The sequence below is a fragment of the Sorangium sp. So ce375 genome (genome assembly GCF_051473855.1).
In the GTDB taxonomy this organism is placed as follows: domain Bacteria; phylum Myxococcota_A; class Polyangia; order Polyangiales; family Polyangiaceae; genus Sorangium.
This window is the reverse complement of the sequence record NZ_CP150335.1, coordinates 5,165,491-5,190,363: the sequence shown is the minus strand read 5'-3', so window position 1 is coordinate 5,190,363 and position 24,873 is coordinate 5,165,491. Positions and strand designations below refer to the sequence as shown.

Annotated in this window: 19 protein-coding genes; 11 read left to right on the top strand and 8 right to left on the bottom strand. The window is 73.0% G+C overall.

Annotated features, from left to right (window positions below; translation table 11 throughout):
• The first annotated feature begins 567 nt into the window (after positions 1 to 567).
• From WME90_RS19240 to WME90_RS19230, 3 genes are all read left to right on the top strand, one after another.
• Positions 568 to 3,855 (top strand): hypothetical protein, encoded by a 3,288-nt coding sequence (locus WME90_RS19240; RefSeq protein WP_437282617.1) that lies wholly within the window; start codon positions 568 to 570, stop codon positions 3,853 to 3,855.
• A 270-nt stretch (positions 3,856 to 4,125) separates the two neighbouring features.
• Positions 4,126 to 5,418 (top strand): hypothetical protein, encoded by a 1,293-nt coding sequence (locus WME90_RS19235; protein WP_437282616.1) that lies wholly within the window; start codon positions 4,126 to 4,128, stop codon positions 5,416 to 5,418.
• Complete coding sequence (locus tag WME90_RS19230) at positions 5,415 to 6,044, top strand: ATP-binding cassette domain-containing protein (RefSeq protein WP_437282615.1); 630 nt, start codon at positions 5,415 to 5,417, stop codon at positions 6,042 to 6,044. Before WME90_RS19235 ends, WME90_RS19230 begins: the two co-directional genes overlap by 4 nt.
• 42 nt (positions 6,045 to 6,086) lie before the next feature.
• On the opposite strand, the gene WME90_RS19225 is transcribed toward WME90_RS19230, so the two are convergent.
• Both WME90_RS19225 and folD read right to left on the bottom strand, forming a co-directional pair.
• Entirely contained in the window at positions 6,087 to 6,815 is a 729-nt protein-coding gene (locus tag WME90_RS19225) for a class I SAM-dependent methyltransferase (RefSeq protein WP_437282614.1), read from the bottom strand.
• Positions 6,816 to 6,817: 2 nt separating this feature from the next.
• Positions 6,818 to 7,681, bottom strand: coding sequence for a bifunctional methylenetetrahydrofolate dehydrogenase/methenyltetrahydrofolate cyclohydrolase FolD (folD, locus tag WME90_RS19220; RefSeq protein ID WP_437282613.1), 864 nt, complete (start codon positions 7,679 to 7,681; stop codon positions 6,818 to 6,820).
• Positions 7,682 to 7,828: 147 nt separating this feature from the next.
• Between folD and WME90_RS19215 the strand changes: the two genes are divergently transcribed.
• On the top strand, positions 7,829 to 9,211 hold the full coding sequence (locus WME90_RS19215; RefSeq protein WP_437282612.1) for a nicotinate phosphoribosyltransferase: 1,383 nt from the start codon (positions 7,829 to 7,831) through the stop codon (positions 9,209 to 9,211).
• Positions 9,212 to 9,277: 66 nt separating this feature from the next.
• On the top strand, positions 9,278 to 9,961 hold the full coding sequence (locus tag WME90_RS19210) for a cysteine hydrolase family protein (protein WP_437282611.1): 684 nt from the start codon (positions 9,278 to 9,280) through the stop codon (positions 9,959 to 9,961).
• Positions 9,962 to 10,011: 50 nt separating this feature from the next.
• On the opposite strand, the gene WME90_RS19205 is transcribed toward WME90_RS19210, so the two are convergent.
• Positions 10,012 to 12,018 (bottom strand): EAL domain-containing protein, encoded by a 2,007-nt coding sequence (locus WME90_RS19205; RefSeq protein WP_437282610.1) that lies wholly within the window; start codon positions 12,016 to 12,018, stop codon positions 10,012 to 10,014.
• 274 nt (positions 12,019 to 12,292) lie between these two features.
• On the opposite strand from WME90_RS19205, the gene coaE reads away from it, so the two are divergent.
• From coaE to WME90_RS19190, 3 genes are all read left to right on the top strand, one after another.
• The gene (gene coaE / locus WME90_RS19200) at positions 12,293 to 12,952 is read left to right on the top strand and encodes a dephospho-CoA kinase (RefSeq protein WP_437282609.1); all 660 of its coding nucleotides are present in this window, start codon (positions 12,293 to 12,295) and stop codon (positions 12,950 to 12,952) included.
• A gap of 65 nt (positions 12,953 to 13,017) precedes the next feature.
• The gene (locus tag WME90_RS19195) at positions 13,018 to 14,553 is read left to right on the top strand and encodes a ribonuclease H-like domain-containing protein (RefSeq protein ID WP_437282608.1); all 1,536 of its coding nucleotides are present in this window, start codon (positions 13,018 to 13,020) and stop codon (positions 14,551 to 14,553) included.
• A gap of 145 nt (positions 14,554 to 14,698) precedes the next feature.
• The gene (locus tag WME90_RS19190) at positions 14,699 to 15,349 is read left to right on the top strand and encodes a DUF72 domain-containing protein (RefSeq protein WP_437282607.1); all 651 of its coding nucleotides are present in this window, start codon (positions 14,699 to 14,701) and stop codon (positions 15,347 to 15,349) included.
• A gap of 195 nt (positions 15,350 to 15,544) precedes the next feature.
• On the opposite strand, the gene lnt is transcribed toward WME90_RS19190, so the two are convergent.
• Positions 15,545 to 17,266, bottom strand: coding sequence for an apolipoprotein N-acyltransferase (lnt, locus tag WME90_RS19185; protein WP_437282606.1), 1,722 nt, complete (start codon positions 17,264 to 17,266; stop codon positions 15,545 to 15,547).
• Between the two features lie 363 nt (positions 17,267 to 17,629).
• On the opposite strand from lnt, the gene WME90_RS19180 reads away from it, so the two are divergent.
• Complete coding sequence (locus tag WME90_RS19180; protein WP_437282605.1) at positions 17,630 to 18,904, top strand: hybrid sensor histidine kinase/response regulator; 1,275 nt, start codon at positions 17,630 to 17,632, stop codon at positions 18,902 to 18,904.
• Positions 18,904 to 20,130 carry a cysteine desulfurase family protein gene (locus WME90_RS19175; RefSeq protein ID WP_437282604.1) on the top strand — a complete coding sequence of 409 codons (1,227 nt, stop codon included), beginning with the start codon at positions 18,904 to 18,906 and terminating at the stop codon, positions 20,128 to 20,130. The genes WME90_RS19180 and WME90_RS19175 overlap by 1 nt, the downstream gene beginning before the upstream one ends.
• 474 nt (positions 20,131 to 20,604) lie before the next feature.
• Here the strand turns inward: WME90_RS19175 and rlmB are convergent, their stop codons facing one another.
• The 3 genes from rlmB to WME90_RS19160 are packed head-to-tail and all read right to left on the bottom strand — an operon-like array spanning position 20,605 to position 22,916.
• The gene (gene rlmB / locus WME90_RS19170) at positions 20,605 to 21,351 is read right to left on the bottom strand and encodes a 23S rRNA (guanosine(2251)-2'-O)-methyltransferase RlmB (RefSeq protein ID WP_437282603.1); all 747 of its coding nucleotides are present in this window, start codon (positions 21,349 to 21,351) and stop codon (positions 20,605 to 20,607) included.
• 1 nt (position 21,352) lies between these two features.
• Positions 21,353 to 22,132 carry an orotidine-5'-phosphate decarboxylase gene (gene pyrF / locus WME90_RS19165; protein WP_437282602.1) on the bottom strand — a complete coding sequence of 260 codons (780 nt, stop codon included), beginning with the start codon at positions 22,130 to 22,132 and terminating at the stop codon, positions 21,353 to 21,355.
• A 19-nt stretch (positions 22,133 to 22,151) separates the two neighbouring features.
• Positions 22,152 to 22,916 (bottom strand): hypothetical protein, encoded by a 765-nt coding sequence (locus WME90_RS19160; protein ID WP_437282601.1) that lies wholly within the window; start codon positions 22,914 to 22,916, stop codon positions 22,152 to 22,154.
• 493 nt (positions 22,917 to 23,409) lie between these two features.
• Here WME90_RS19160 and WME90_RS19155 point away from each other — a divergent pair, with 493 nt between their 5' ends.
• On the top strand, positions 23,410 to 23,625 hold the full coding sequence (locus WME90_RS19155) for an acetyl-CoA carboxylase biotin carboxyl carrier protein subunit (protein WP_437282600.1): 216 nt from the start codon (positions 23,410 to 23,412) through the stop codon (positions 23,623 to 23,625).
• A 149-nt stretch (positions 23,626 to 23,774) separates the two neighbouring features.
• On the opposite strand, the gene WME90_RS19150 is transcribed toward WME90_RS19155, so the two are convergent.
• The gene (locus WME90_RS19150) at positions 23,775 to 24,797 is read right to left on the bottom strand and encodes an MlaD family protein (protein ID WP_437282599.1); all 1,023 of its coding nucleotides are present in this window, start codon (positions 24,795 to 24,797) and stop codon (positions 23,775 to 23,777) included.
• Positions 24,798 to 24,873 lie beyond the last annotated feature (76 nt).

Below are 24,873 nucleotides of genomic sequence, written 5' to 3'. Positions count from 1 at the left end.
AGGTGCCATGTCGCTGCGCGGCCGGCCATCTGGCCGGCCAGCTCATGGCCAGCGCGCCTGAGCCGACCAACGGTCGTGATTTCGGCTCTGACGCGCGATGGCTGCCGCGCGGGGAGAGCGGATGACTCCGTTGGTATATCGTGTGCACCGCGTAGAGGCGTAGAGCGATAGAGGCGTAGACTGGGGCGGAGCTCTCCTGGAGCGACGCCGCTTCTTTAGTGCGTCGTACGCGCGCAGGTAGCCGCGGCGGTCGCAGGCCGCAGGCGGTGGCGATACCGACTCTCCCCCTGGAGCGACGGAGCGCCGCCGTATGCTGGTATCACGCGACCGGCTGACGCGGGGCGCGGACGGCGCGGCCATGCAGAGACGCAGGGACGAGCTGGCTCGTCGCTGGCATGGCTGTCTTTGTCCTAACGAGCACCTGATCAAACACGATCGGAGGGATGAATGCGTAATTGCCGTGGATTGATAACTCTATTTCTTATGGGGCTTGGCGCGGGGATCGGCTGCGGGGGTGGGGACGACACCTCGGCTGTCACGCCTTTGGCCGCAAATCCCCCTCGTGCAGTGAAGACCTACGGCCGCGAGGTGAAGGGCGGCCGTGTACACAAGGGAAGGACGCTCTCGATCTCGCCGGCGCGGTCGCTGAGCGCGGCCGACGTGCTGCCGGCGCTTCAGGGCGAGCTGGAGAGCGCGCTCGGCCCGCTCGGGGCGGGCGACTTCGCCATCGCGAGCCAGCACGTCGAGCGCACGCCGGCCCGCGCCACCCTCGGGCATGTGAGCTACCGCCAGCTCCGCGACGGCGTGCCGATCCACGGCACCTACCTGAACCTGACCCTGCGCGCGGATGGCCGCGGCGGGAGCGCGCTCGTGGCGTCGAGCCACCACCTCTACCAGGACCCCCTCGTCGATACGCAGGATCTCCTCGGCGAGCAGCGCGCGCAGGCGCTCGCCCGGAAGGCGCTTCGCGCGCGGCCGGACGCGCCCGTGGCGAAGGCCGAGAAGGTGATTCGCTCGATCGCCGGCGCGCTCCAGATGGTCTGGGACGTGAGCCTCGCCGGACGCCACGAGCGCGTGCTCGTGATCGCCAACGGCCCGTCGGCCGGCCGGGTCCTCACGCTGGACGACCGGGTGTTCGATGTCGTCACCGGCTCGGTGTCGGCCTTCACCGTGAGCAGCGGCGCGCCGGGCGCGCCCGGCGGTACGCCGGCGCAGGCGAGCCTCCCTCATGCGCTCGTCTCGGGCATGGGCGCCTTCGTCCACGCCGACGCCGCCGGCGGCTTCAGCATCGACGCGCCGCCGGGCGCGCCCCTCACGGCGACCCTGAACGGCCGCGCGGCGATCGTGCAGAACACGGCGGGGCCGAACCTCGTGGCCACCGGCGGGGCGGTCGCGGGGGTCGGCCTCCTGTTCTCGTCGGCGAGCGCGGGAGAGCAGGAGCTCGCGCAGACCACCGCCTATCGTTACGTGGACGCGGCGCGCTCGTTCCTCGAAGCGAACGGCCTCGCGCCAGACGCGCTCGGCGAACCGCTGCCGACCAACGTCAACCTGAACGAGGCGTGCAACGCGTACTACGATCCGGGCGCGATCAGCATCAACTTCTTCCGCTCGGGCGGCGGTTGTAACAACTCCGCGATCGACAGCGTGATCGCCCACGAGTACGGGCATTTCGTCGACGACAGGTTCGGCGGCATCTTCGACGGCGGCCTCTCGGAGGGGTGGGGTGACACGCTGGCTTGCTTGCTGCTCAGGAACCCCGTCATCGCCGAGGACATCGCCCCGGGCGCCGGCCTGGGCCGCACGTGCGACAACGGGTACGTGTACCCGGCCGGCGGCTTCGACGAGGAGCACAACCTCGGGCAGGCATGGGCCGGGTTCGCGTGGCACGCCCGCGCCAACCTGATCGGCGAGCTCGGCGAGGACGCCGGCGACGCGCTCGCGCGCGCCCTGGTGCTGCCCTCCTTCGCGTCGAACGCCCCCGACATCCCCACGGCCGTGCGCGAGGCGTTCCTGCGCGACGACGACGACGGCAACCTGGACAACGGGACGCTCCACTGGGCTTCTCTCTGGGCTGCAGCCGAGACCCACGGGCTCACGTTCGCGCTCACCGCGGACATGACGCCGCCGGCGCAGGTCACGGATCTGGCAGCGCTCCAGGTCGAGGCCACCTCGGCGTCGATCCGGTTCACCTCGCCTGGCGACGATGGGTTCGACGGTACGCCGGCGGCCTACGAGATCCGCTGGTCGCTGTCCCCCCTCGACGACGGCACCTTCAGCGCCGGAAAGGCGGTGTCGGCGCCGGCCGCGCAGCCGGGAGGCTCGCCGGTGCAGGCCGTGATCGATGGGCTGCCGCCGTCATCGACCGTGTTCATCGCGCTGCGCGCCATCGACGAAGCGGGCAACATCGGGCCCGTGTCGAACAACATCCAGGTCACCACCGACGCCGGCGTCGTCGTGTTCTCGGAGGGCTTCGAGAGCGATCCGGGCGCGTGGAGCGTCGATGGCCTGTGGCACGTCACGACGCGCCGCGCGTCCGAGGGTGCTCGCTCGTTCTGGTACGGCCAGGAGGCGACCGGCAACTACGACACCGGCGGGGCGAACGCGGGCACGCTCACGCTGCCGATCGTCGATCTCTCCGGCGTGGAGAGCCCGCTGCTCGTCGTCGACCAGCTCATCGAGGTCGAGGGCGGCGGGTTCTTCGACACGACGGACGTCATCGTGACCGACGTGGACGACCCGACCCACACGGCGGTGTTCCCGACGTCCACCTCGTGGAGCAACGGCGTCTTCGAGCCGCGCATCGAGTCGCTGGCGAGCTTCCAGGGCCGGCGCGTCACCATCGCGTTCCGCTTCGACACGGTCGACGATGTCTTCAACGAGCTCGAGGGGTGGTACGTCGACAACATCCGCGTCGTCGGCGAGGTGGGGAGCGCCTGCACGCACGCGACGTGTGATGAAGGGGCGCCGCTCGATCCGGGGTGCGATCCGTGCGTCGCGGCGATCTGCTCGCTGGATCCGTTCTGCTGTCAGGGCGGCTGGGATGGAGCGTGCGTGAGCGAGGTCGAGATGGTGTGCGGCGAGGCCTGCACGATCCAGGGCTGCGGCGACGGCGGGTGCGGGCTGGGCGAGTCCTGCAGCAGCTGCCCCGAGGACTGCGGGGCGTGCCCGACGTGCGAGCAGCCGGTCTGCGAGCCGGGGGCGCCGCTCGACCCGACGTGCGGCGACCCGTGCGTGGGCGCGGTGTGCGCCGCGGACCCGTACTGCTGCACCAACGAGTGGGATCGGCTCTGCGTCGAGGCCGCCGAGCAGTCGTGCGGGGCCCGGTGCGACGAGGCCTGCTCGCACGACCTGTGCTCGCCGGGGGGGGCGCTCGACTCCGGGTGCGATCCCTGCGCTCAGGCGGTGTGCGCGGCCGATCCTTACTGCTGCGACCACTCGTGGGATCGGGCGTGCGTCGAGCAGGTCGAGAGCGTCTGCGGGCTGACCTGCGCGTCGTGCAGCCACGAGCTGTGCACGGCGGGCGACGCGCTCGACGCCGCGTGCGACCCGTGCGCCCAGGCGGTGTGCGCGCAGGATCCTTACTGCTGCGACAACGCGTGGGACGCGCGCTGCGTGGAGCAGGCGGGGGAGGCGTGCGGGCTCTCGTGCGGCTGCAGCCATGACGTGTGCGACACCGGCGCAGCGCTCGACGCCGCGTGCGACGGGTGCGTCGCGGCGGTGTGCGCGCAGGACGCCTACTGTTGCGGGAACGCGTGGGACGACCGCTGCGTCGCCGCGGCGAACGCGGTCTGCGGCTCGACCTGCTCGTTCGACCCCACCGTGGCCGCGCTCCCGCGCGAACCCGCCCGCCGGTGATCCCGGAGGCCGCGCTCCCGCGCGAACCCGCCCGCCGGTGATCCCGGAGGCCGCGCTCCCGCGCGAACCCGCCCGCCGGTGATCCCGGAGGCCGCGCTCCCGCGCGGCCTCCGCCGGCGGCGCGGCTGCCGGTGCCGGTCCGAATCCATCACAGTCGAACGCCGTCGCGGCGAGGGGCCCGGCTCTCTCGCCGCGATCGCCTCGCGGCGCGACCCTGGCATGCGCTTCCGAGGGGAAGATCCGGCCCGCCGTGGGGTACAAGCACGTGAGGTGCTGCGCCGCTTCGCCCTCGTCCTGCGCGTCCTGGTCTCGACGGCCGGCAAGGACGCCTTCGCCCGCGCCATGCCGCTCTACATGGGCATGGGCCTCGTCGCGGCGGTCGTGTTCGGCGGCAACGGGATGCACCCATCGCAGCTCACGGGCCTCGCGGCCGAGTCGCCCCCGTTCCGCGTCGGGCTGTGGGGGGCGTGGTTGCTCGTCGGGACCCCTGCGGCGCGCGCGCTGCTCCGCGCGCCGGCGACGTTCTTTCTCCGCGCGCTTCCGGTCCCGCGCCGCGCGCTGCTCGCGGCCCACGCGCTGCTCCTCGCGGTCGCCGAGCTCCCGTGGGTGGCGCTCTGGGCGCTCGGCGCCGGCGCGCTCGCCGGCTGCGCCGCGTGCATCGCGTCGCTCGCGGCGCGCTGCATGCTTCTTGCCCGGCCGCGCGGCGCGCGTGAGCTCGCGGCGCTCGCGCTGCTCGCGGGCGCCGTCGCGCTCGGGGCTCCGGCGTGGATCCTGCTCGCCTGCGCCGCGCCCGCGCTCGCCGTCGGGCTGCGCGCGGCCGTCGCTCGGGCGCCGGAGATCCCTGCCGGCCGCGAGCGCTCGATGATCCCGTCCTCCGCGCCCGTGCTCGGCGGCGCGCTCGTCGCGCTCTCGCTCGCCTACCTGGCGGCGCTCGTGCGCGGCTACCGCGCGGTGCTCGTGCGGTGCCTCGCGCTCGGGGCGATCGGCGCGCTCGCCGCGGCGGTCTGGTCCCGGAACAGCGGGCAGCTCGGGGGCGGGCCGCTCGCCGCGGCGTCGCTCGTCGCGCTCACGCCGGTCGCGCTCTGCGCGGGCGCCGGCCTCTCCGGCCCGGTGCTGCGCGAGGAGCGGCGGCTCGCGTGGCTCCTCGACGCGTGCGGCGCGGCGGCCGGGCTCCGGGCGGGCGCCGCCGCGGCGGCGGTCGCCGCGCCGCTCGTCGCCCTCGCGCTCGCGCACGGGGCGGCGGTCGGCGCGCTCACCCGCGCGGCGCCGTCGGTGGCGCTGCGCCTGCTCGGAGGCGCGGCGCTCGCGGGGCTGTTCCTCTCCGGGATCGCGCTCGGCTGCGTCCGGTGGTCCGTGCGGCAGGACGGACGCGACAGCAGCCGCGTGCTGCTCTCGGTGCTCGCCGCCCTCGCGGCGTCGATCGCGGCCGCGTGGACGCTGGGTGAGCTCGCGCTCGCGGCCTTCGCTCCGGCGGCGGCGCTGCCCGCGGCGCCCGCCGGCGCGCGCTGGCTCTCGTCGCGCCGGGAGCGCGGCGCGGCGGCGGGAGAGGGGAGGGCGCTGTGACGCTGGAGGCGACGGGGATCCACAAGCGGCTTGCGGGGAGGGACGTGCTCTCGGGCGTCGACCTCCGCTGCGGACCTTCGGAGGTGGCGGTCGTGATGGGCGAGAACGGCGCTGGCAAATCGACCTTGCTGCGCGTCGTCGTCGGGTTGCTCGATCCGGATCGCGGCGCCGTGACGCTGTCGGGGGAGGCCGTCCACGGCGGCGGGGCCGCGGCGCGGCGCCGGCTCGGCTACGCGCCCGACGCGACCGAGGCGCTGCCCGATCTCCAGGTCGCCGAGCTCTGCGCCCTCGTGCGCGCGCTCAAGCAGGCGCCGCCGATCGAGCGCGCGTGGATCGAGCGGATCGGCGCGGCCGCCTTCTACCGGCAGCGGCTCTCCGGGCTGTCGTTCGGTCAGCGCAAGCGCGCGCTCCTCCTCGCGGCGCTGGTGGGCGATCCGTGGCTGCTCGTGATCGACGAGCCGACAAACGGGCTGGACGCCGAGGGGGTGCGCACGGTGCTGGAGCTCATCGAGCAGCGCCGCGCGGAGGGGAAGGCGACGCTGCTCACGACGAACGACGCGGCCTTCGCGGCGGCGATCGGGGGGCACGTGCGCCGGCTGAGCGGAGGGCGGCTCAGCGCGGAGTAGGCGGCTCGTCGGTCCGCGAGGCGCGCCGCCTCGGGGCGCCGCCTACCTGCGGACGGGCTCCGTGTCGCCGCCAGAAGGGTGCGGCAGCAGCCGCAGCACGCGCGTCTCGCGCCGCTCGCGACCTTCGAGATCGAGCGACGTGGGGACCTGGTACCGCGCGAGCTCCTCGACGGCCTCCGAGGGGCAATAGGCGCGCCCCGGATCGCCGACGAGCACCGCGGCGGCGCGCGCGGCCTGGCGGCGCAGCCACGGGAGCACGCGCTCGACCATCGCGCGCTCGTAGCAGACGTCGCCCGCCACGATGACGTCCCACGCGCCGGCCTCGGCGCTCGCCGTGAGATCCTCGTTGATCACGTCGACATCGACGTCGTTCAGGGCCGCGTTCAGCCGGAGCGCCGCGGCGGCGAACGGATCGATGTCGGCGGCGCTCACGCGCGCCGCGCCCGCGAAGGCCGCCGCGATCGCGACGACGCCGCCGCCGCAGGCGAGGTCGAGCACGCGCTTGCCCGAGACCGTCGCGGGATGATCGAGCAGGAACCGCGCGAGCGCCTGCCCGCCCGCCCACGCGAACGCCCAGTACGGGGGCGGCACGCCCGCGCGCGCGAGCGCCGCCTCCGTCGCGTGCCAGAGCGGGGTGACCTCGGTCGCCAGGTGGAGCCTGACCTCGGGGACGAACGGCGGACAGGCGACGGCCGTCTCGCGCGCCACGAACGCCGCGGCGCGCTCGGCGGCGGCGGCGGCCTCCGCGTTCCCCCAGCTTGGCGCGGCCATGGCTACCGCTTCGCGGCACGCGCTTCCGCCGCGCGCAGCGTCGTCTCGAGCAGCGAGGCGATCGTCATGGGGCCGACGCCGCCGGGCACCGGCGTGATCCACGCGGCGCGCTCCCTGGCGGCGTCGTAGTCGACGTCGCCCACCAGCTTGCCGGCGTCGTCGCGGTTCATGCCGACGTCGATCACCGTGGCCCCTTCCTTGATCCAGTCGCCGCCGATGAGCTTCGCCTTGCCCGCCGCGACCACGAGGACGTCGGCCTCGCGGCAGAGCGCCCGCAGATCACGCGTCCGGGTGTGGGCGATCGCGACGGTGGCGTGGCGCGCGAGCAGCAGCTGCGCCATCGGCCTGCCGACGAGGTTGCTCCGCCCGACCACCACCGCGCGGGCGCCGGCCAGCTCGACGCCCGCCTCCGCGAGCAGGCGCATGCAGCCGACCGGCGTGCACGGCGCGAGGCCGCCCGGGCGGCCCATCGCGAGCAGCCCTGCGTTCACCGGGTGGAGGCCGTCGACGTCCTTCGCGGGATCCACGGCGTCGAGCACGATGTGCTCGCGCACGTGCGCCGGCAGCGGCAGCTGGACGAGGATCCCGTCGACGGTGTCGTCCGCGTCGAGCTCCGCGACGCACGCGAGCAGCTCCGCCTCGGTGGTCGCGGCAGGGAGCGTGCGGAGCCGGCCTCGCATGCCGACCTCGTTCGACATCCTCTCCTTGCTCCGCGTGTAGGCCACGCTCGCCGGGTCCTCGCCGACGAGCACCACCTCCAGGCCGGGGGGGCGACCGTGGGCGGCGACGAAGCGCGCCACCCCCTCCCGCACCTCGTCGCGGACCTTCTGCGCGATCGCCTTGCCGTCCAGGATCTTCGCTGCCACGGCGGCGGAGCTTAGACCAGCAACGGCCGTCGGGGGGGCGCTGCCTGCCAGGGACCCGCGGCGCGGGCGTGAGGACGACCGGACCACCGCCTCCCGCGACGCGATCTTCCGGTTGACCCGTACGTCCAGCGTCTCTAGCCATGAGCTGTGGACGCGCTGCACACGGATCTCTACCAGCTGACGATGGCGGCGGGCTATTTCCACCGCGGGATGGTCTCGCGCGTCGCGACGTGCGAGCTCTTCGTGCGGCGGCTGCCCCAGCACCGGCGCTTCCTCCTCGCGATGGGCCTCGAGCGGGTCGTGCGTTACCTCGAGGAGCTCCGCTTCACGGACGAGCAGATCGCCTACCTGAGCGCGCTCCCCGCCCTCGCGGACGCGATGACGCCGGCGTTCTGCAGCTACCTGCGGAGCTTCCGCTTCCACGGCGACGTCTGGGCCATCCCCGAGGGGACGGCGTTCTTCGCGAACGAGCCGGTCCTGCGCGTCACGGCGCCGCTCATCGAGGCGCAGCTCATCGAGACGTTCGCCCTGTCCGCCATCAACCACGCCACCGCGATCGCGTCGAAGGCCGCGCGCGTCGTCCTGGCCGCCGGCGACGCCGGGGTCATCGAGTTCGGCACCCGGAGGACGCACCCGGAGGCGGCGCTCGACGCGGCGCGGGCCGCTTACGCGGTCGGCTGCGTCGGCACATCGAACGTCGAGGCCGGGATGCGCTTCGGCATCCCGGTGCTCGGGACGGCCGCGCACATGTGGACGATGGCCCACCCGACGGAGCAGGCCGCGTTCGAGGCCTACGTCGCGGTCTTCCCGAGCGCGGCGATCCTGCTCATCGACACCTACGACACGCTCACCGGCGCGGCGCGCGCCGCGGCGATCGCGCGCGACAGGCTGAAGGGGGTCCGGCTCGACTCCGGCGACCTCGGCGCGCTCAGCGTGGCCGTGCGCCAGATCCTCGACGGCGCGGGGTGTACGTCGGCGAAGATCGTCGCCTCGGGCGATCTGAACGAGCACCGCATCGCCGAGCTCCGTCGCGCCGGGGCGCCCATCGACCTCTACGGCGTCGGGACGGACCTTGTGACGTCGATCGACGCCCCCGCGCTGGGCGGCGTCTACAAGCTCGTGGAGATCGGCGACGTCGAGCGGGGCGCGGGCGGGGAGCGCACGCCCATCGCGAAGTTCTCGGAGGGGAAGGCGACGCTGCCCGGCGCGCACCAGGTGCACCGGTTCCGCGATCGGTCGGGGAAGCTCGTCCGCGACGTGATCGCGCTCGAGGGCGAGCCGATGAGCCCCGAGGCCGAGCAGCTGCTAGCGCGCGTGATGGCGCGCGGCGCCCGCGTCGCGCCGCCCGAGGGGCTCGACGCCGTCCGGCTGCGCGCGCGCGCGCAGCTCGCCGGGCTGCCGGAGGCGCTGCTCTCCATCGACGACGGTCCCGGGCCGGGCGCGCCCTTCGCGGCCGAGGTGTCGCCGCAGCTCGGCGCGCTCGTGGAGGCGGTGCGCGCCCGGGTCGTCTCCGGCGCGGGAGAGCGGTAGCGAGCGAGGCCCCCTGGCGCGCGCCGGGATCGGCCGCGCGCCGCCACACGACAGGAGATCGAGGACATGGCGAGCGGCAAATCGACCCGGCAATCTTCGCCCCCGAGGGTGTTCGTCGACGTCGACGTCCAGCGGGACTTCTGCGAGGAGACCGGCGCGCTGTACGTGAAGGGCTCGCCGAACGCGCTGTTCCGGAGGCTCACGGAGCACGCCGTCGCGCACGGGATCCCCATCGTCGGCTCGGTCGACTCGCACGCGTGGGACGCGTGGGAGTTCGCGTCGAACGACACGCCGGCGCCCGAGGGCGGCAAGCCGGGCTTCCCCGACCACTGCGTGAAGGGGACGCCGGGCTGGCTGAAGGTCGAGGGCACGCTGCCGCCGCGCTATCGCTTCCTCCCGAACGTGGAGCGCGCGCCCGTCGACGCGGCGGTGCGCGAGCTCGCGGCGGGCGCGAGCCACGCCGTCTACTTCGAGAAGGAGGTCTACAGCCTCTTCGCGAACCCCCTCGCCGAGGGGTTCCTGCGCGAGCTCACCGCGGCGCTCGGCGGTGCGCCCGAGCTCGTCGTCTACGGCGTGGCGACCGACTACTGCGTCCGCGCCGCCGCCCTCGGCCTCGCCCAGCGCGGCTACCGCACGGCGCTCCTGACCGACGCCGTCGCCGGCATCACCGAGGCCGGCGTCGCCGCCGCGCTCTCCGAGATGCAGGCCGCCGGCGTCACGCTCACGACGTCGTCGGCGCTCCTCGCCTAGAGCGCCGCTCTGCGCTCGCGGGGCGCGGCCGGGCTACCGGGGCGACCGCGTCAGCGGCCCTCGGGCGAGCCCGTCGCGTCCGGATCGCTCGGGTCGCCCTGGGCGCGCAGGGACCCGCAGAGGTCGACGAGCGGCTGCGGCTTGTCGAAGTGCCACCCCTGCGCGTAGTGGATGCCCATCGACGTGAGCAGCTCGGCGATCTCCTGGTTCTCCACCTGCTCGGCGACGGTCTTGATGCCGAGCGTGTCGCCGATGCGGTGCACCGACTCCACGATCGCGCGGTGGAGCGAGTTGTCCTTCAGATCGCGGACGAACATGCCGTCGATCTTGACGTAGTCGACCGGCAGGCTCTCCAGGTAGCCGTACGACGCGTGCCCGCTGCCGAAGTCGTCGATCGCGAACCGGCACCCCATGGCGCCGAGCTCCTGCATGAACCACAGCACCTCGCCGAGGTTGGCGAGCGCCGCCGTCTCGGTGATCTCGAAGCAGATCTTGCTCGGCGGCACCTGCGCCCGGTGCAGCTGCTCGACGAGGAAGTCGAGCAGGCCCTCGCGCAGGAGCGACACGCCCGACAGGTTGATCGAGCACGTGTCGAGGCGCCTCAGCGCGTGCTGCGGGAGCGCGCCGATGAGCCGGAACGCCTGGCGCGCGACGTAGCGATCGATCACGTGGATCAGGCCGCTCTGCTCCGCCGCCTGGATGATGCCGACCGGCGAGTAGAACCGGCCGTCCTCGCCGAGCTGCCGCACGAGCACCTCGAAGTGCGCGCCGCGCGGGGTGTGCGCCGCGCCCGGCTTGACGAGCGGGTGGATGCCCTGCGAGTAGAGCCGGAGCCGCCCCTCGGCGAGGTGGCGCTGCAGGCTCGCGACCCACTGCATCGAGCGCCGGCTCGTCGTCATCTGCTGGTCGTCGAGGTAGACCTGCAGCCTCCCGCGCCCGTTCTCCTTCGCGATCCGGCACGCGTGATCGGCGGCGCCGAGCACGTCGACCGCCCGCTCGAAGTGCGGGGTCAGCACCACGAGCCCGATGCTCGCGCCGATCGAGAACGTCTTCTCCGCCCACCCGAACCGGAACTCGAGCAGGCAGATCTGCAGGTCGCGCGCGATCCGCTCCGCCTCGCGCTCGCTCTTGTCCGCGAGCAAGAGGACGAACTCGTCGCCGCCGATCCGCCCGGCCGCGTCCTTCGGGCCGACGATCTCGTGCACGCGCGTCGCGACCCACTGGAGCAGATCGTCGCCCGCCTCGTGCCCGCAGGTGGCGTTCACGAGCCGGAAGCGATCCAGGTCGATGTAGCAGAGCGCGTACGGCGTGTTGTTCACCCTGCAGTCGTTCAGCGCCTCCTCGATGCGATCGATGATCGCGTACCGGTCGAGGAGCCGCGTCAGCGCGTCGTAGCGCGGCTTGGCCGGGTGGATGGGCAACGGCCCCGGCGCGCCGAGCTCGCGGAAGAGGACGATCTGCCCGGGGGCGGGGGGCGGCGGCCTCGAGTCGCGCTGGCTCTCGCGCGTGGGTCGCCCTGTGAGCGTGCCGATCGTGTGGAGCACGGGGATGACGGAGCCGTCGCGGCGCTCGAGCAGCGCGGTGTACCGCCCGGACGTCGGTCTGCTTGCCGTCGCGGCCTCGGGCGCGGCGAGCGGCGCGCTCGGCGTGCGCAGCGCGCCCTCGTCGATGATCACCGGCGCGAGCGGCGCCACCGGCTCACGCCGCGGCGTGAGCGCGGGCGGCGGAGCGGCCTTCGCGGGCGCGCCCTCGTCGAACAGCTCGGTCATCTCTCCGACGTCGATGTCCGGATCTCCGCTCGTCGTCCCCGCCGCCGGGATCAGGCGGAGCACGCGATCGAGCAGCGCGCCGCGCGCCTCGACGATCGACCAGCCGGTCAGCCGCTCTGCCGCCCCGTTCACGCGCACCACGCGCTGCTCGGCGTCGACCTCGATCACGCCGACGTCGACCTCCGACAGCCACGCCGTGAGCTGCTTATCCGGCGAGCCGCGGTGCGTGTCCGAGCGATCGAACGCGGCATGCAGGCCCGACTCCGGCCGGTCATCGATCTTTGCCACCACCCCGTTATGGTAGTTGCATTCCCGGAGAAGCGGACTTCTTAAGCGCCGACGGCGAGGAAACTCGACGGTCGCAGACCCCCCTTCGGGGTAGGCTCGGGTCGTGGTGGTCACGAGGCGAGCAGGCGCTCCGGGCAGATGCCGGGCTACGGCGCTGCCGCTCGTCCCTTCGACGCCAGAACCCCGGACCTCCGGGCAATGAAGGTAGGTTTTAACGCAATGCGTTGCGGTGGCGGGTCAACAGCAGGCGGCGGAGAGTCGTACCTGCCGCTCCATGTCGGGGGCTGAGGCGCCGATGGGGATCGTCCTGTTCGGGCTGACCGGTGGCCTGGGATCCGGCAAGAGCACGGTGGCGGCTCATTTTCGCGCGCGAGGGCTTCCGGTCATCGACGCCGATGCGCTCGCCCGCGAGGTGGTGGCGAAGGGGACGGAGGGGCTCGACGAGGTGGCGCGCGCCTTCGGCCCGGAGGTGGTCTCGCCGGACGGCTCGCTCGATCGCGCGCGCGTCGCGGCGATGGTGTTCGCCGATCCGGGCAAGCGCCGGCAGCTGAACGCGATCGTGCACCCGCGCATCACGGCGATCACGCTGGAGCGCGCCGCCGAGCTCGAGCGCCGGGGCGAGCCGCTGGCGTGCTACGAGGCGGCGCTCCTCGTCGAGAACGGCGTCGCCGATGCGTTCCGCCCGCTCGTCGTTGTCGCTGTGCCCGAGGCGGTCCAGATCGCCCGCGCGATGGCGCGGGACGGCGCGACCGAGGACCAGGTGCGCGCCCGGCTCGCAGCGCAGCTCCCGCTCGCCAGCAAGGTCGCGGTCGCCGACTACGTCATCGAGAACTCCGGCGATCGCGCCGCGACCGAGCGGCAGGCCGACGAGGTGCTCGCCTCGATCCGGGCGAAGCACGGTGTCGGTCCGAGCGCCGCGCGCCAGGATCCCTGACGGAGCGCCCGCTGGACCACTGACTTGATGCGCAGTGCCCGGCGTGGAAACCTCGCGACCGGCCGATGACGTCGTTCAAGTCGAAGCTCGCGCGGCTCGGGCCGCTCCCGGCGGAGCGGCGCGGCGCCGCGCCGCTCGCCCCCGCGCCAGCGCCGCTCGACCGTGGTCCCTCCGTGGACGGCGCTCGCGCACACGATGCTCCCGCCGCGCCGTCGCCCGAGGCGCCGCCTCCGAGTGAGGCGGCACCTCAGGCGGCGCCGGCCGTTTCGGCTGCATCGCCCTCCACGGGCGGCGCTCGACCGTCGCTCGACGAGCTGCGCGAGCGCATCTCCCGCATCGTCGCCAGGGGCGCGCCGCCTACGCCCAGGGCCGATCCGGCGCGAGGCGAGCTCCCCTTCCATGTCGAGCAGACGCCCGGCGGGCCTCTCTATGCGAGCCGCACCCGCTCGCTCGCGGCGGCCCGCGTCGGCCGCGCGCCGCTCGTCGCCGCGCGCGACGCCGATCCGGCCATGCTCGCGCTCCTCTCGCTCGACCCGGCGCTCGCGGGCTGCGACGTGCGGCGGGCGCTGTTCCTCGACACGGAGACCACGGGCCTCGCCGGCGGTACCGGCACCGTGCCGTTCCTGATCGGCCTCGCCTGGTTCGACCCCGGGGCGGACAGCGCGGGGCCGCTCGGCGAGCCCTCGTCCGACGGCTTCGTCATGGAGCAGCTCCTTTTGCGCCGCCTCGGCGAGGAGGAGCCCATCCTGCGCCGCCTCGCCGAGCGCCTCGCCGACGCCTCGATGATCGTCACGTACAACGGCAAGGCGTTCGACATGCCGCTCCTCCGGACGCGCTACGTGATGAACCGCCTGCCGCCGCCGCCGGAGCTGCCGCACCTCGATCTCGTCCACGTCGCGCGGCGCATCCACAAGGCGCGCCTGAAGAGCCGCACCCTCATCGCCCTCGAGCACGACGTGCTCGGCCGGGTGCGGGTCGGGGACGTGCCCGGCGGCGAGATCGTCGCGTGCTACGCGCACTTCCTGCGCACCGGTGACGAGGAGGCGCTGCTCGGCGTCGTCGAGCACAACGCCGCCGACGTCCTCGCGATGGTCGCGCTGGTCGGGCTCTACGGCGAGCCGCTCGGCAGCCTCGCCGCCGACGATCTCGCCGGGGTGGCCGCGACGCTGCGGCGGGCGGGCGCGCTCGAGCGCGCGGCCGAGCTCGCGGACGCCGCCGTCGAGCGCGGCGGCGGCGCGGTCGCGCGCCGCGCGCGCGGCGACATCGCGAAGGCGCGCGGGGACAAGGCGCGGGCGCTCGCGGACTACGAGGCGCTCGCCGCCGAGATCGACGACGCCTCGGTGCGCCTCGAGCTCGCGAAGCTCTACGAGCACCACGTCCGCGCCTTCGCCCGCGCCCTCGAGCTGGCCGACCAGGGTACCGCCGAGCCCGAGCCCGCGCAGGCCCGTCGCCGGGCCCGCCTGCAGCGCAAGGTCGACCGGAGCGCCGCCGTGCTCACGCTGCCGTTCGGAGGGCCGGTCGACGCGGGCGCGGGCGATCCAGATTCAGCGCGGTCGCGCTCAGAGCCCGCTGCCGCGCCGCAGCGCGAGGGCGAGGAGTGAGCTGGCGTCCCCAGCGTCACCGCGCGCGCCGCGTGGCTCCGCGCCGGGTGTCTGCGGAGTCGCTTCCGGGGCGTCCGGGCGAGCCGATCGAGAAATCCATCGCTCTGGCTTCTCGCCAGCGCGCGCGTGGGCTAGGGTGGGGGCGATGATCACCGTCGGCTGCGCCGGTTTTCCCGTCCCAGCGACGCGCTATTTCCGCGAGTTCATGTTCGTGGAGGTGCAGGAGACCCATGTGTCCCTTCCGGGACCTGGAACGATCCGGCGCTGGCGGCGCGAAGCTCCAGGCGGCTTTCGCTTCGCTCTTCTTGGTCCGCGCGAGATCGGGCAGGAGGGTTTCCGGGACGGCAAGGTCATTGAGACGGCGCTCAAGAGCATCGAGGCCGTGGCGGACGAGCTCGAAGCGAAGCTCGCCGTCTTCGTCGGCCCCCCGGAGTTCACGCCGACGCGCGCGAACAAGGCCATCCTGCGCGACTTCCTCGTCAACGTGAAGAAGCGCTTCGAGCGCGTCGTCTTCGAGCCTCCGCCGGGGTGGGATCCGGACGAGAGCGACGAGCTCACCCAGGAGGTCGGCGCGCTCGCCGCGCGCGATCCGCTGAACGCGGGGCTCTCGCGGTTGAAGGTGGCCTACTACCGCCTGCACGGTCCGGCGGGGCACAAGTCGCGCTACGAGGATCCGGCGATCGAGCGGCTCGCGGAGATCGCGCGAGGCGCGAAGCACGACGACGCGACGTACGTGTTCACGAACGTCGACATGTTCGCCGACGCGAAGCGCTTCAAAAAGGCGATGAAGCTCTAGAGCGGCGGGCACCCGCTTCGGATACGGGCCCATCTCGACGTTTTCGGTGCTCGGCGTACTGGAGTACGCCTCCGCGCCGAAAACGCCGATCTGGGCCCGTCTCCTGTGCGGGGGACCGCCGCTCTTTGTCGCTCGAGCGTTCGCCGCGCCGCGAGCGGGCGGCGTCGGCGTGTACCGCTGGAATGCGCGCGAAGCTCAGCCTTCGCGGCGCCGGAGCCGTAGGCGCTTCGGCCGCGTGAACAGCGCCATCGCGGCGCTCACCACCGCGGCGACGTACCACGGGATGTCGTTCACAATCCCGTAGACGGTCCGCCCGTGCATGAACCTGGCCTCGCCGAGGAGCGACTGCTCCTTGAAGGTCTCGCTGTGCGTGACGACCCGCCCGACCGGGTCGACGATCGCGGAGACGCCGCTGTTGGTGGCGCGCACGAGGTAGCGGCGGTGCTCGATCGAGCGCATCTTCGCGAGCGCGAGGTGGATCCACGGCTCGGTCGAGTCGCCGAACCAGGCGTCGTTCGTGAGGTTGACGAGGAGGTCGGGGTCGCCCTCGGCGACCAGCTTGTTCACGAAGTGCGGCAGGATGTCCTCGTAGCAGATCATCGTCGCGAGCCTGTGGCCGTCCCACTCGAGCGGAGCGAGCGACGTGCCAGGGCTGAAGCGGCCCGAGTTCGGCGACAGCGTGTAGAGGTACGGGAGCATCTCGCCGAACGGGAGGTACTCGCCGAACGCGAGCAGGTACTGCTTGTCGTATCGACCGAGGATCTCGCCGTCCTTGTTGGCCATGAGCGCCGTGTTGAAGCTCACGCCGCGCTCGTTCCGGTTGGCCGGGAGCCGGTGGATGACCGTGCCGACGACGGTGGGGACGCCGAGGCGGCCCGTGAGCGACCGCTGGACCTCGGTCTTGTAGGCCGACTCGCGGAAGGCTTGCGGCACGCCCGCCTCGCTCCACACGACGAGCCCCGCGCCCTCCTTCGCGAGCTCCCGGGTCCGGGTCACGTGGATCTTGTGCGCGTTCCGGCGGTCGAAGAGCGCGAGGTTCGGCTGCACGATCCCGATCTTGATCGGCTCGGCCGCGGCAGCGGCCGCGTCCACGGCGCGCATCCGGACGACGCCGTACACGACCGCGAGGGCGGGGGCGGCGACGCCCACCGCGAGGACCGCCCGGTTCAGCGGGCGGCCGCGCAGCGGCGGTCCGGCGTCGCGGCCCGCCCCGCTCGGCGCGGCGCCTGCGGGCGCGCGATCCAGCCGGAGCATCACGAGCTCGGCGATCGCGAGGTTCGCCGCGACGAGCACCAGGCCGACGAGGTAGGGGCCGCCGAGATCCGCGACCTGGCCCATCACAGGCGCGTTGTGGACCGAGGCGCCGTAATACCAGGGGAAGAGCAGCGGATAGACGAGCTCGCTCGTCACGAACGCGAGCGTGAAGGCCACCGAGCCCGGCCATCCTCGCGCCTCGGCCCGCCCGTAGAGCCAGCCGCACAGGGCGATCCTCCCGGCCTGGTAGGCGCAGAGGATGGCCATGAAGAGCGCGCAGAGGATCGTGGGGAATCCGCTGAACACCCGGAGCATCTCGAGCAGCCAGTAGAAGCCGGTCATCGTCATGACGAAGCCGGCGATCCAGCCGAGCAGCGCCGCGCGCCCGGGCGTCTGTCCGCGCAGCGCCACGATCAGCGGGACGAGGCCGAAGAACGAGATCGGCCAGAGATCCATCCCAGGAAACCCGAGGAAGTAGAAGAACCCGGAGAGCGCCGCGAGCGCATAGGCGAGGCGCGCGGGCAGCGCCCGCGCCGTGCTCCCAGCGCTCGTGCGGGGGGCGTCCGGGGCGGTCGTCGCTCCAGGCAGCGGGAGGCTTGCGGCCTCTGCGCCCCCTGCGTCTGCGACGGCAGCCTCGCTCTCTTGCTGGTGCGCGGTCGTCATCGGGAGCGCTCGAGGAAGGGGAAGCGGCGCGCCGTCGCGACGGCGGGGTGGAACCTGGAAGGGCCGAGCATGGCGGCCCCCGTATTGAAGGGGCGCTGCCGCTCCGTCAACCCGCTCGGCGCGCGCCTGGCAACCCGCTCGGCGCGCGCGTGGCAACCTGCTGGGCGCGCGCGTGGCAACCTGCTGGGCGCGCGCCTGGCAACCCGCTCGGCGCGCGCGTGGCAACCTGTTGGGCGCAAACGAGCACCCGGAGCGGACGACCCCGGCCTTGGGGACGCCTGCGCAGCAAGGCGCGGCGGTGGAAGTTCGCGCAGAACGTGCCTGAACCCCCGCAATCGCGACTACTATGCGCACGCAGAGCCCATGTCGAAGATCCTTCACATCGAGGACGATCCCGCGAACCGCCTGCTCGTCCGCAAGCTGCTCCAGAACGCGGGCTACGAGGTCCTCGAGGCCGCCGACGGGCTCGAAGGCGTACGTCTAGCCTGTACCCAGCACCCCGACCTCGTCCTCGTCGACCTGAACATCCCGGGTCTCGACGGGTTCGAGGTCACCCTGCGCCTGCGCGGCGAGGCGTCGCTCGCCGGCGTCCCCATCGTGGCGATCACCGCCGAGGGCGATCGGGACACGAGCCTCGCCGTCGGCTGCGACGGCTTCCTTCAGAAGCCGATCGACGCGCGCTCCTTCCCGGCGATCATCGCCCGCTACCTCAGCGGCGCGCGCGAGGAGCTCCCCGCGTCCCAGGGGCCGCTCCGGCTGCGCGAGCAGAGCCAGCGCATCGTCGCCCACCTGGAACAGAAGGTGGCCGAGCTCTCGCGCGCCAACGCCCGGCTCCGCGAGCTCGACGCCGCGCGAACCGAGTTCTACCGCAACATCTCCCACGAGCTCGCGACCCCGATGACCCCGATCGTCGGGTACGTGAAGCTGCTCGCCGACGAGGAGCTCGGCCCGCTCAACAAGGCGCAGAAGAAGGCGCTCCTCGCGATGGAGGACTGCGTCCGCAGGCTCCGCTCGCTCATCGACAACCTCCTCGACGTCACAGGCATCGAGACGGGCCGGATGCGCTTCATGCACTCCGAGTACGACTTCCTCGACACCACGCGGCGCGCCCTCGCCCAGGTCGCCGACCGCTTCGCCGAGGGGAAGGTCCAGCTCGTCGAGGATCTGCCGCGCGGCCCGCTCCCCGCGTGGGGCGACGCGGGCCGCCTGCAGCGGGCGATGATCCAGCTGTTCGAGAACGCGGCGAAATTCACGCCGGCCGGCGGCACCGCGGGCGTGCGGGTCACCGTGCTCCAGTCGGGGCACTACGAGCTCTGCGTCGCGGACACCGGGCCCGGGGTCAAGGCGGACCGCCAGTCCCGTATCTTCGAGCCCTTCTATCAAGTCGACGGCTCGGCCACGCGCGCCTACGGCGGCGTCGGCGTCGGGCTCGCGATCGCGCGGCGCACCGCCCGGGGGCTCGGCGGCGACGTGCGCGTCGCATCCCCGAGCAACGAGATCATCGAGGGCGAGACGCTCACCGGGTCGGCGTTCTACCTGACGGTCGCCCGTCGAGCGCCCTTCCAGGACGACGGCAGCTCGCCCGGCAGGCTCGGCCCGCCCTCGTCACCGCCCACCGATCCCTCGTCGTCCGTGTGATGCGCCCGGCCGCTCGCGCCATCTACCTCGACTGGAACGCCACGACACCGCCGCACCCCGAGGTCCTTGCGGCGATGCAGGCTGCGGCGGAGGTGGCGTGGGCCAACCCGGCGAGCGTACACGGACCAGGGCGGCGAGCGCGCGCGTTCGTCGAGCAGGCGCGGGAGGCGGTCGCCCGGCTGACGGGCTTCGATGCGCGCGACGTGGTCCTCACCTCGGGCGGCACCGAGGCCAACAACCTCGCGCTCTGCCACGCCTTCGGCGAGGCCGGTACGCCGGCCGCCGCGGCAGGCGAGGCCGGTACGCCAGCCTCGAGGCAGCCGCAGGGGGCGCTCGTCGTCTCGCGGATAGAGCACCCGTCGGTGACCCGCGCCGCCGAGGCGCTCGCCGCGCGCGGCGTGCACGTCGCCTGGGTCGATCCCGAGCCGTCCGGCCGCGTCGCACCCGAGGCGATCGCGGCCGCCGTGGATCGGGCGGCGGCCGTCGCGCCCGTGCGGCTCGTGAGCCTCCAGGCGGTGAACCACGAGACGGGGGTCGTCCAGCCGATCGCGGAGGCGGCGGCGATCGTCCACGCCCGCGGGGCGCGCCTCCACGTGGATGCCGTCCAGGCGGTGGGACGCCTGCCGCCGGAGGCGTGGGTCGGGGCGGATCTCGTGTCGGTCGCGGCCCACAAGATCCGGGGGCCGAAGGGGATCGGCGCCCTCGCGGTCCGGCCGGGCATCCGGCTCCGCCCCGTCCTGCTCGGAGGCGCCCAGGAGCGCGGGCTGCGGCCCGGGACGCAGGACCCGCTCGCGGCGGCCGGCTTCGCCGTGGCCGCCCTGCGCGCGATCAGCGCCCCTGCCCGGTATGCAGCGCTCGCCCCGCTCCGCGATCGCCTCGAGGCCGAGCTCGTCGAGGTCGGACGCGCGGCCGGCGCAGCGCCGATCCGCAACGGGGACGAAGTCCGCGCCCCCCACGTCACGAACCTCTCCTGGCCCGGCTGGCGCGGCGACGAGCTCTGCGCCGCGCTCGACCTCGAGGGCGTCGCCGTGTCCAGCGGCTCGGCCTGCAGCGCCGGGACCGCCGAGCCCTCCCCGGTCCTCACGGCGATGCTCGGGCCAGAGCGCGCGGCGTCCGCCGTGCGCTTCTCGATCGGCGAGGACACCACCGAGGCCGACCTCATCGAGGCCGCGCGGCGCGTGGCCCGCGTGCTCTCCCGCCTGCGATCATTTCCAGCCGGAAGCTGAGCCGATCCAGCCGCTTACCGGGACCCCGCCGATTCTTGAACCATCCCTCGAGCCATTCCGGATAAGCGCGCAGAGAAGGGTGAGTCCACAGGGGTATCTCTTCGCAGAGATTGAGCTTTTTGAGGGGGCTGTGGATTCTTTTTGTCGATCCATTGAATGGAACGAATCGGTCGTCTTGCTGCGAGCCTGTTCAGCGTTGGACGGAGTGCTCGAACCTGCTTCATGTGTTGCTCGTAAGTGGCCAAATTTATTGCTTAATTTGTTGATGCGAAGGAGCGGCCTGCGGCGCTGCCCGATGAGCTCGCGGCGCGCGAACACGCCGGCTCCGGACGCATTGATGAAGGGCCGATCCAGGCCCGCTCTCTGGTGATCTCGCGCTCGATCTGCGGCGCTGTCCGACGGCGCGCGGCGCGCGAGCGCCTCGACGGCGTTGTTGACCCGCGCGGCTCGCGAGAGGCCGAGCGCGCTGGCGGACTACGCGCTGGACGCGCGGCGCTGCCGGACGACTTCGTAGAGCGCGATCGCCCCTGCGACAGAGGCGTTCAGCGAGGAGATGGGGCCGGTCATGGGGAGCCGGGCGACGTGCTGGCAGACGCGGCGGACCGAGCGGCGCGTGCCCTTGTCCTCGGCGCCGATGACGATCGCGACAGGGCCGGTCAGGGGAAGCTCGCCGAGCTCTACCGGACCCTGGGCGTCGAGCGCGATCGCGGCGACGCCACGGGCGGCGAGGGCCTCCAGGGCGTCGGGCAAGGAGGGGACGCGACACAGCCTCGCGTGCTCGATCGCGCCCGCGGACGCCCGGAAGGTCGCCGGGGTGAGCGGCGCTGAGCTGTGCTCGGGCCACAGGATGGCCCGGGCGCCCAGGGCGACGGCGCTGCGGATCACCGCGCCGAAGTTCTGCGGGTCCATCACGCCGTCGAGCGCCACCGTGATCGTGCCGGTGCCGGGCTGGCCCTCCTCGACGACCGGGATCGCGTCGACACCGACGATCTGAAGCTCGGGCGCCGCGGCCACGGCCCCCTGGTGGCGCCCGCCGGCGCTGCGGCGATCGAGCTCGTTGCGGGGCGCGCGCTCGGTCGGGATGCCCTGGCCCTCCGCGAGCCGCGCGAGCGCGTCGAGCTTCGGGCCGCCGTCGCGCTGGACGAGGACCCAGCTGACCCGGGCGCCGTGCGCGCGGATCGCCTCACGAACCGGCTGGAGACCGTAGACGAGGCGGCTCACGTCAGCGCGGGGGGTGGAGCGTGTGCGCGATCTCTTGGACGATCGAGCGCGCCGTGGCGAGCGGATCGGCCGCGTCGCGGATCGGCCGGCCGACAACCAGGAGATCTGCGCCGGCCGAGATCGCGGCCGAGGGGGTGGCGATGCGCTTCTGATCGTCGCCTGGCGCGCCGCCGGAGCTTGGACCGAGGCGGATGCCCGGCGTCACGATGAGCTCGCCCCGCCCGAGCGCCTCCCGCAGCGCGGGCACCTCGTGCGGCGAGGCGACGAACCCGTGGACGCCGGCGCTGCGCGCGAGCTGCGCCAGCCGGACCACGTGCTCGGACGCGGTCCCCTGGATGCCCTGCGCGGCGAGATCGCCATCGTCGAGCGACGTGAGCACGGTGACGGCGAGCAGGATCATCTCCTGAGAGCGCGCCGCCTCCTGGGCCGCGCGCTTCAGCATCTCGGTGCCGCCGGCCGCGTGCACCGTCAGGTACCGGACCCCGAGCGCGGCGGCGCCCGCCACCGCGCGCGCCACCGTCTCGGGGATGTCGTGCAGCTTCAGATCGAGGAAGACGTCGAGCCCGAGCGACTTGCCGATCTCGACCGCCCTCGCCCCCTCGCGGACGAACAGCTCCAGACCGACCTTGAGCACGCCGATCGAGGGGGCGATGCGGGTCGCGGCCGCCCTGGCCTCGTCGAGGCTCGCGTAGTCGAGCGGAAAGACGAGCCTGCGGCGCGCCTCGTCGAGCGAGCTGCTGCCGAGGCTCGTTCTCTGCCTGACGGAGCTGGTGTTGGCCATTCGGGGACCCCGTTCCGCGTCAGAGGCAGCTGCAGAGCGGATCGCCAGGGGCGCAGTTGCAGGGAGCCTTGGTGCCGCCGCCGCTCGCCGGCGCGCCGCCCGCGGCCGGGCGCCCGCCGCCGCCGCGGCGCAGCTGCTCCTGCTTCTGCTGCTCGGCCTCGAGCTGCTTCTGCAGGGCGAGGCGCGTCGCCTCGTCCTTGGCGGTCGCGAGCTGGTCGCGCAGCCCGGCCATCTTGCCCTCGGACTCCTTGAACTGCGCCTCGAGGCGCTTGTTCGCCTCCTCGAGCTCGCGCGCCCTCGCGGCCTCGGCCGCGATGCGCGCCTCGTTCTTCTGCGCCGAGTCGACGGCGACGATCGTGACGATGCCGATCACCAGCACGCTGGCGATGGCGCCGCCGATGAGGAGCTTGCGCAGCTTCTTCTTCCCCTCGTCTTGCTGCAGCGCCGCGAGCGAGCGCTCGTGGTGCTGCTGCGCGGCCATCGCCTCGAGCCGCGCCTTCTGCTCGGCCTCGACGCGCGCCTTCTCGATCTCGGCCTGCCGGATCGCCTCGAGCCGCGCCGCCTCCTCGCGGGACCGGCGCTCCTCGTTGCGACGGCGCTCCTCCTCGGTGCGGATGCGCGACTCCTCGGCCTCGCGCGCGGCGCGCTCCGCCTCGACACGCGCCTTCTCGGCGGCGGCGACGGCGGCGGCCTTCTGGGCCTCTTCGGTCTTGATGCGATCCTCCTCGAGGTTCATCAGCTCCTTGAGCGAGAACAGGACCGAGCTTTCCTTCTGTTCCGACATGACCTCGTGGCTCCTTCGATCGAGCGCGTGCGGTTTGGCTACCAAGGGGCGGTGCGGGGAACCTGCAGGTCGCCCTCGGAGGGGCCACCGAGCAGGACGATTCTGACCCGCCGAGCGGCTTTGACGCAATTATTCGCGAGCGCCGCGACCCTCGTTGTGTCGAGGCGCCGCGGAGCTGCCAGTCAGAGTATCGCCGTGGTGCACCGCGGGTACCAGCGGAAATCGTTGCGCTCCGTCCCTTCCACCTCTCCTCCACCTCTCCACCTCGGTTGGCCTTGGTTCCCCTCGATCCTCCTCGGTCATCCTCGGTCTTCCTCGGTTCCCCTCCGTCGTCACCGCGCGCGTGCGCCGTCGCCGGACGAACTGGTCCGTCGCGGAGGGCGCCCATGGGCGCCCAGGGCGTGCTGGAGAAGGAAACGCTTGAGAGCGGGGCTGCTGCTCACCCCACGGCCCCGTTGGATTCTCGGTGGCTCTCCGGTAGCGTCGCGCGCCCATGGCGAAACTCATCAAGGCGCACATCACCGGTACGGTCTGGAAGATCGAGGTCAAGCCGGGCGACAGGGTCGAAGAGGGGACCGTCGTCGTCATCCTCGAGTCCATGAAGATGGAGATGCCCGTCGAGGCCGAAGAAGAGGGGATGGTCGAGGAGATCCTCGTCACCGAGGGGGCAGCGGTCACGGAAGGCGCCCCGCTGATCAAGCTGGCCTGACCGGCCGCCCGATCCGGCGAGCGCGCGCCGCGCTCGCGCTCACCGCGCCCGCCGACCTGCACAGCGCTCGGGCCCGCCGCGGCGTCATCCCTTCGGCGCGCGGGGCTCGGCCGCGCGGAGCCGCGCCCCTTGCGAGGGCGCGGCGGCGCTCATTCGCGCCAGAAGAACTTCCAGGGGTTGTGCTTGAGGTCGCGCGCGAGTTCCTGCAGGTCGTCGAACAGCTGCTCATCCATCACGAGCGCGCCGACCGTCCCCTTGCCGCGCTTGACGTGGGCGAGGACCTCCTGGGCGTCGGCGGTCGCGGCCCTCGCCCTGCCCGCGATCTCGGCGATGTCGTCCAGCGTCTTCTTGATCTTGACCTGCTCCGTCTCGCCGCCCACGGTCGTCGAGAGGCGGCGCGCGTTCGCCAGCGTCTCGCGCGCGTCCGCCATGAGCGGCGGCAGATCGCGCGCGGCCGTCCCGCTCACCTGATCGGCGTTCGCGAGGATGCGATCGATCTGCGGGTTGTTCACGTACCGCTGCCGGGCGTCCTTCACGAGATCGGTGCCCTCGACGCTCATCTGCTCGACGTTCTCGGCGATGCGATCGAGCCGATCCTGGTTTCTGTGCATGAAGTCGCCGGTGCCCTTCAGCGTCTTCCGGAGCCCGTCGAACGCCTCCCCGACCTCTTCCCGGTGCTCGCGCATCGCGGAGACCGTCGCGTGCAGCAGCTCGTAGCCCTCGGCGAGGAGCATATCGAGGCGCGGCGGATCGAGCCCCCGGACGACGGCGTCCGGGGGGATCACCGGCCGATCGGTCGATCCGGGCTCGATCGCGAGGAACTGCTCGCCGAGCACGCCCTGCGTCGTGACATAGAACGTGGCGTTGTCGTGGATGCTCTCCCGGTAGCGCTCCTCGAGCCGAAGCTGGATCCGCACGAGCGGCTCGCGCTTGCCGTCCTTGCCGACCTTGCCGCCGCTGAAGTGGATCTCGCTCAGCTTGCCGATCTCCACCCCGGCGACCTTCACCGGCGCCCCGGTCTGGAGGCCGCCCGGGTTGTCGAAGTCGACGTAGATCGAATACTTCGGCTGGAAGTTGACCCCGCCCATCACGAGGATGAACGTGGCGAGGAGCCCGATCGCCGTCAGGATGAGGATCCCGACCTTGACCTCGATCGATCGCGGGCTTGCCATGAGTTCGTTATCTTCTCCGATCTGGCGGCGGCGGGGTGAGGGAAATAGGCCAGGATTCGCCTGCCGCAGCGCGATC

Coding starts and splice junctions, on each gene's coding strand:
- WME90_RS19225 (WP_437282614.1), bottom strand. CDS start 6,815: ATGGCCGCGCCAAGCTGGGGGAACGCGGAGGCCGCCGCCGCCGCCGAG.
- WME90_RS19210 (WP_437282611.1), top strand. CDS start 9,278: ATGGCGAGCGGCAAATCGACCCGGCAATCTTCGCCCCCGAGGGTGTTC.
- coaE (WP_437282609.1), top strand. CDS start 12,293: ATGTCGGGGGCTGAGGCGCCGATGGGGATCGTCCTGTTCGGGCTGACC.
- WME90_RS19195 (WP_437282608.1), top strand. CDS start 13,018: ATGACGTCGTTCAAGTCGAAGCTCGCGCGGCTCGGGCCGCTCCCGGCG.
- WME90_RS19190 (WP_437282607.1), top strand. CDS start 14,699: ATGATCACCGTCGGCTGCGCCGGTTTTCCCGTCCCAGCGACGCGCTAT.
- lnt (WP_437282606.1), bottom strand. CDS start 17,266: ATGACGACCGCGCACCAGCAAGAGAGCGAGGCTGCCGTCGCAGACGCA.
- WME90_RS19180 (WP_437282605.1), top strand. CDS start 17,630: ATGTCGAAGATCCTTCACATCGAGGACGATCCCGCGAACCGCCTGCTC.
- WME90_RS19175 (WP_437282604.1), top strand. CDS start 18,904: ATGCGCCCGGCCGCTCGCGCCATCTACCTCGACTGGAACGCCACGACA.
- pyrF (WP_437282602.1), bottom strand. CDS start 22,132: ATGGCCAACACCAGCTCCGTCAGGCAGAGAACGAGCCTCGGCAGCAGC.
- WME90_RS19160 (WP_437282601.1), bottom strand. CDS start 22,916: ATGTCGGAACAGAAGGAAAGCTCGGTCCTGTTCTCGCTCAAGGAGCTG.
- WME90_RS19155 (WP_437282600.1), top strand. CDS start 23,410: ATGGCGAAACTCATCAAGGCGCACATCACCGGTACGGTCTGGAAGATC.
- WME90_RS19150 (WP_437282599.1), bottom strand. CDS start 24,797: ATGGCAAGCCCGCGATCGATCGAGGTCAAGGTCGGGATCCTCATCCTG.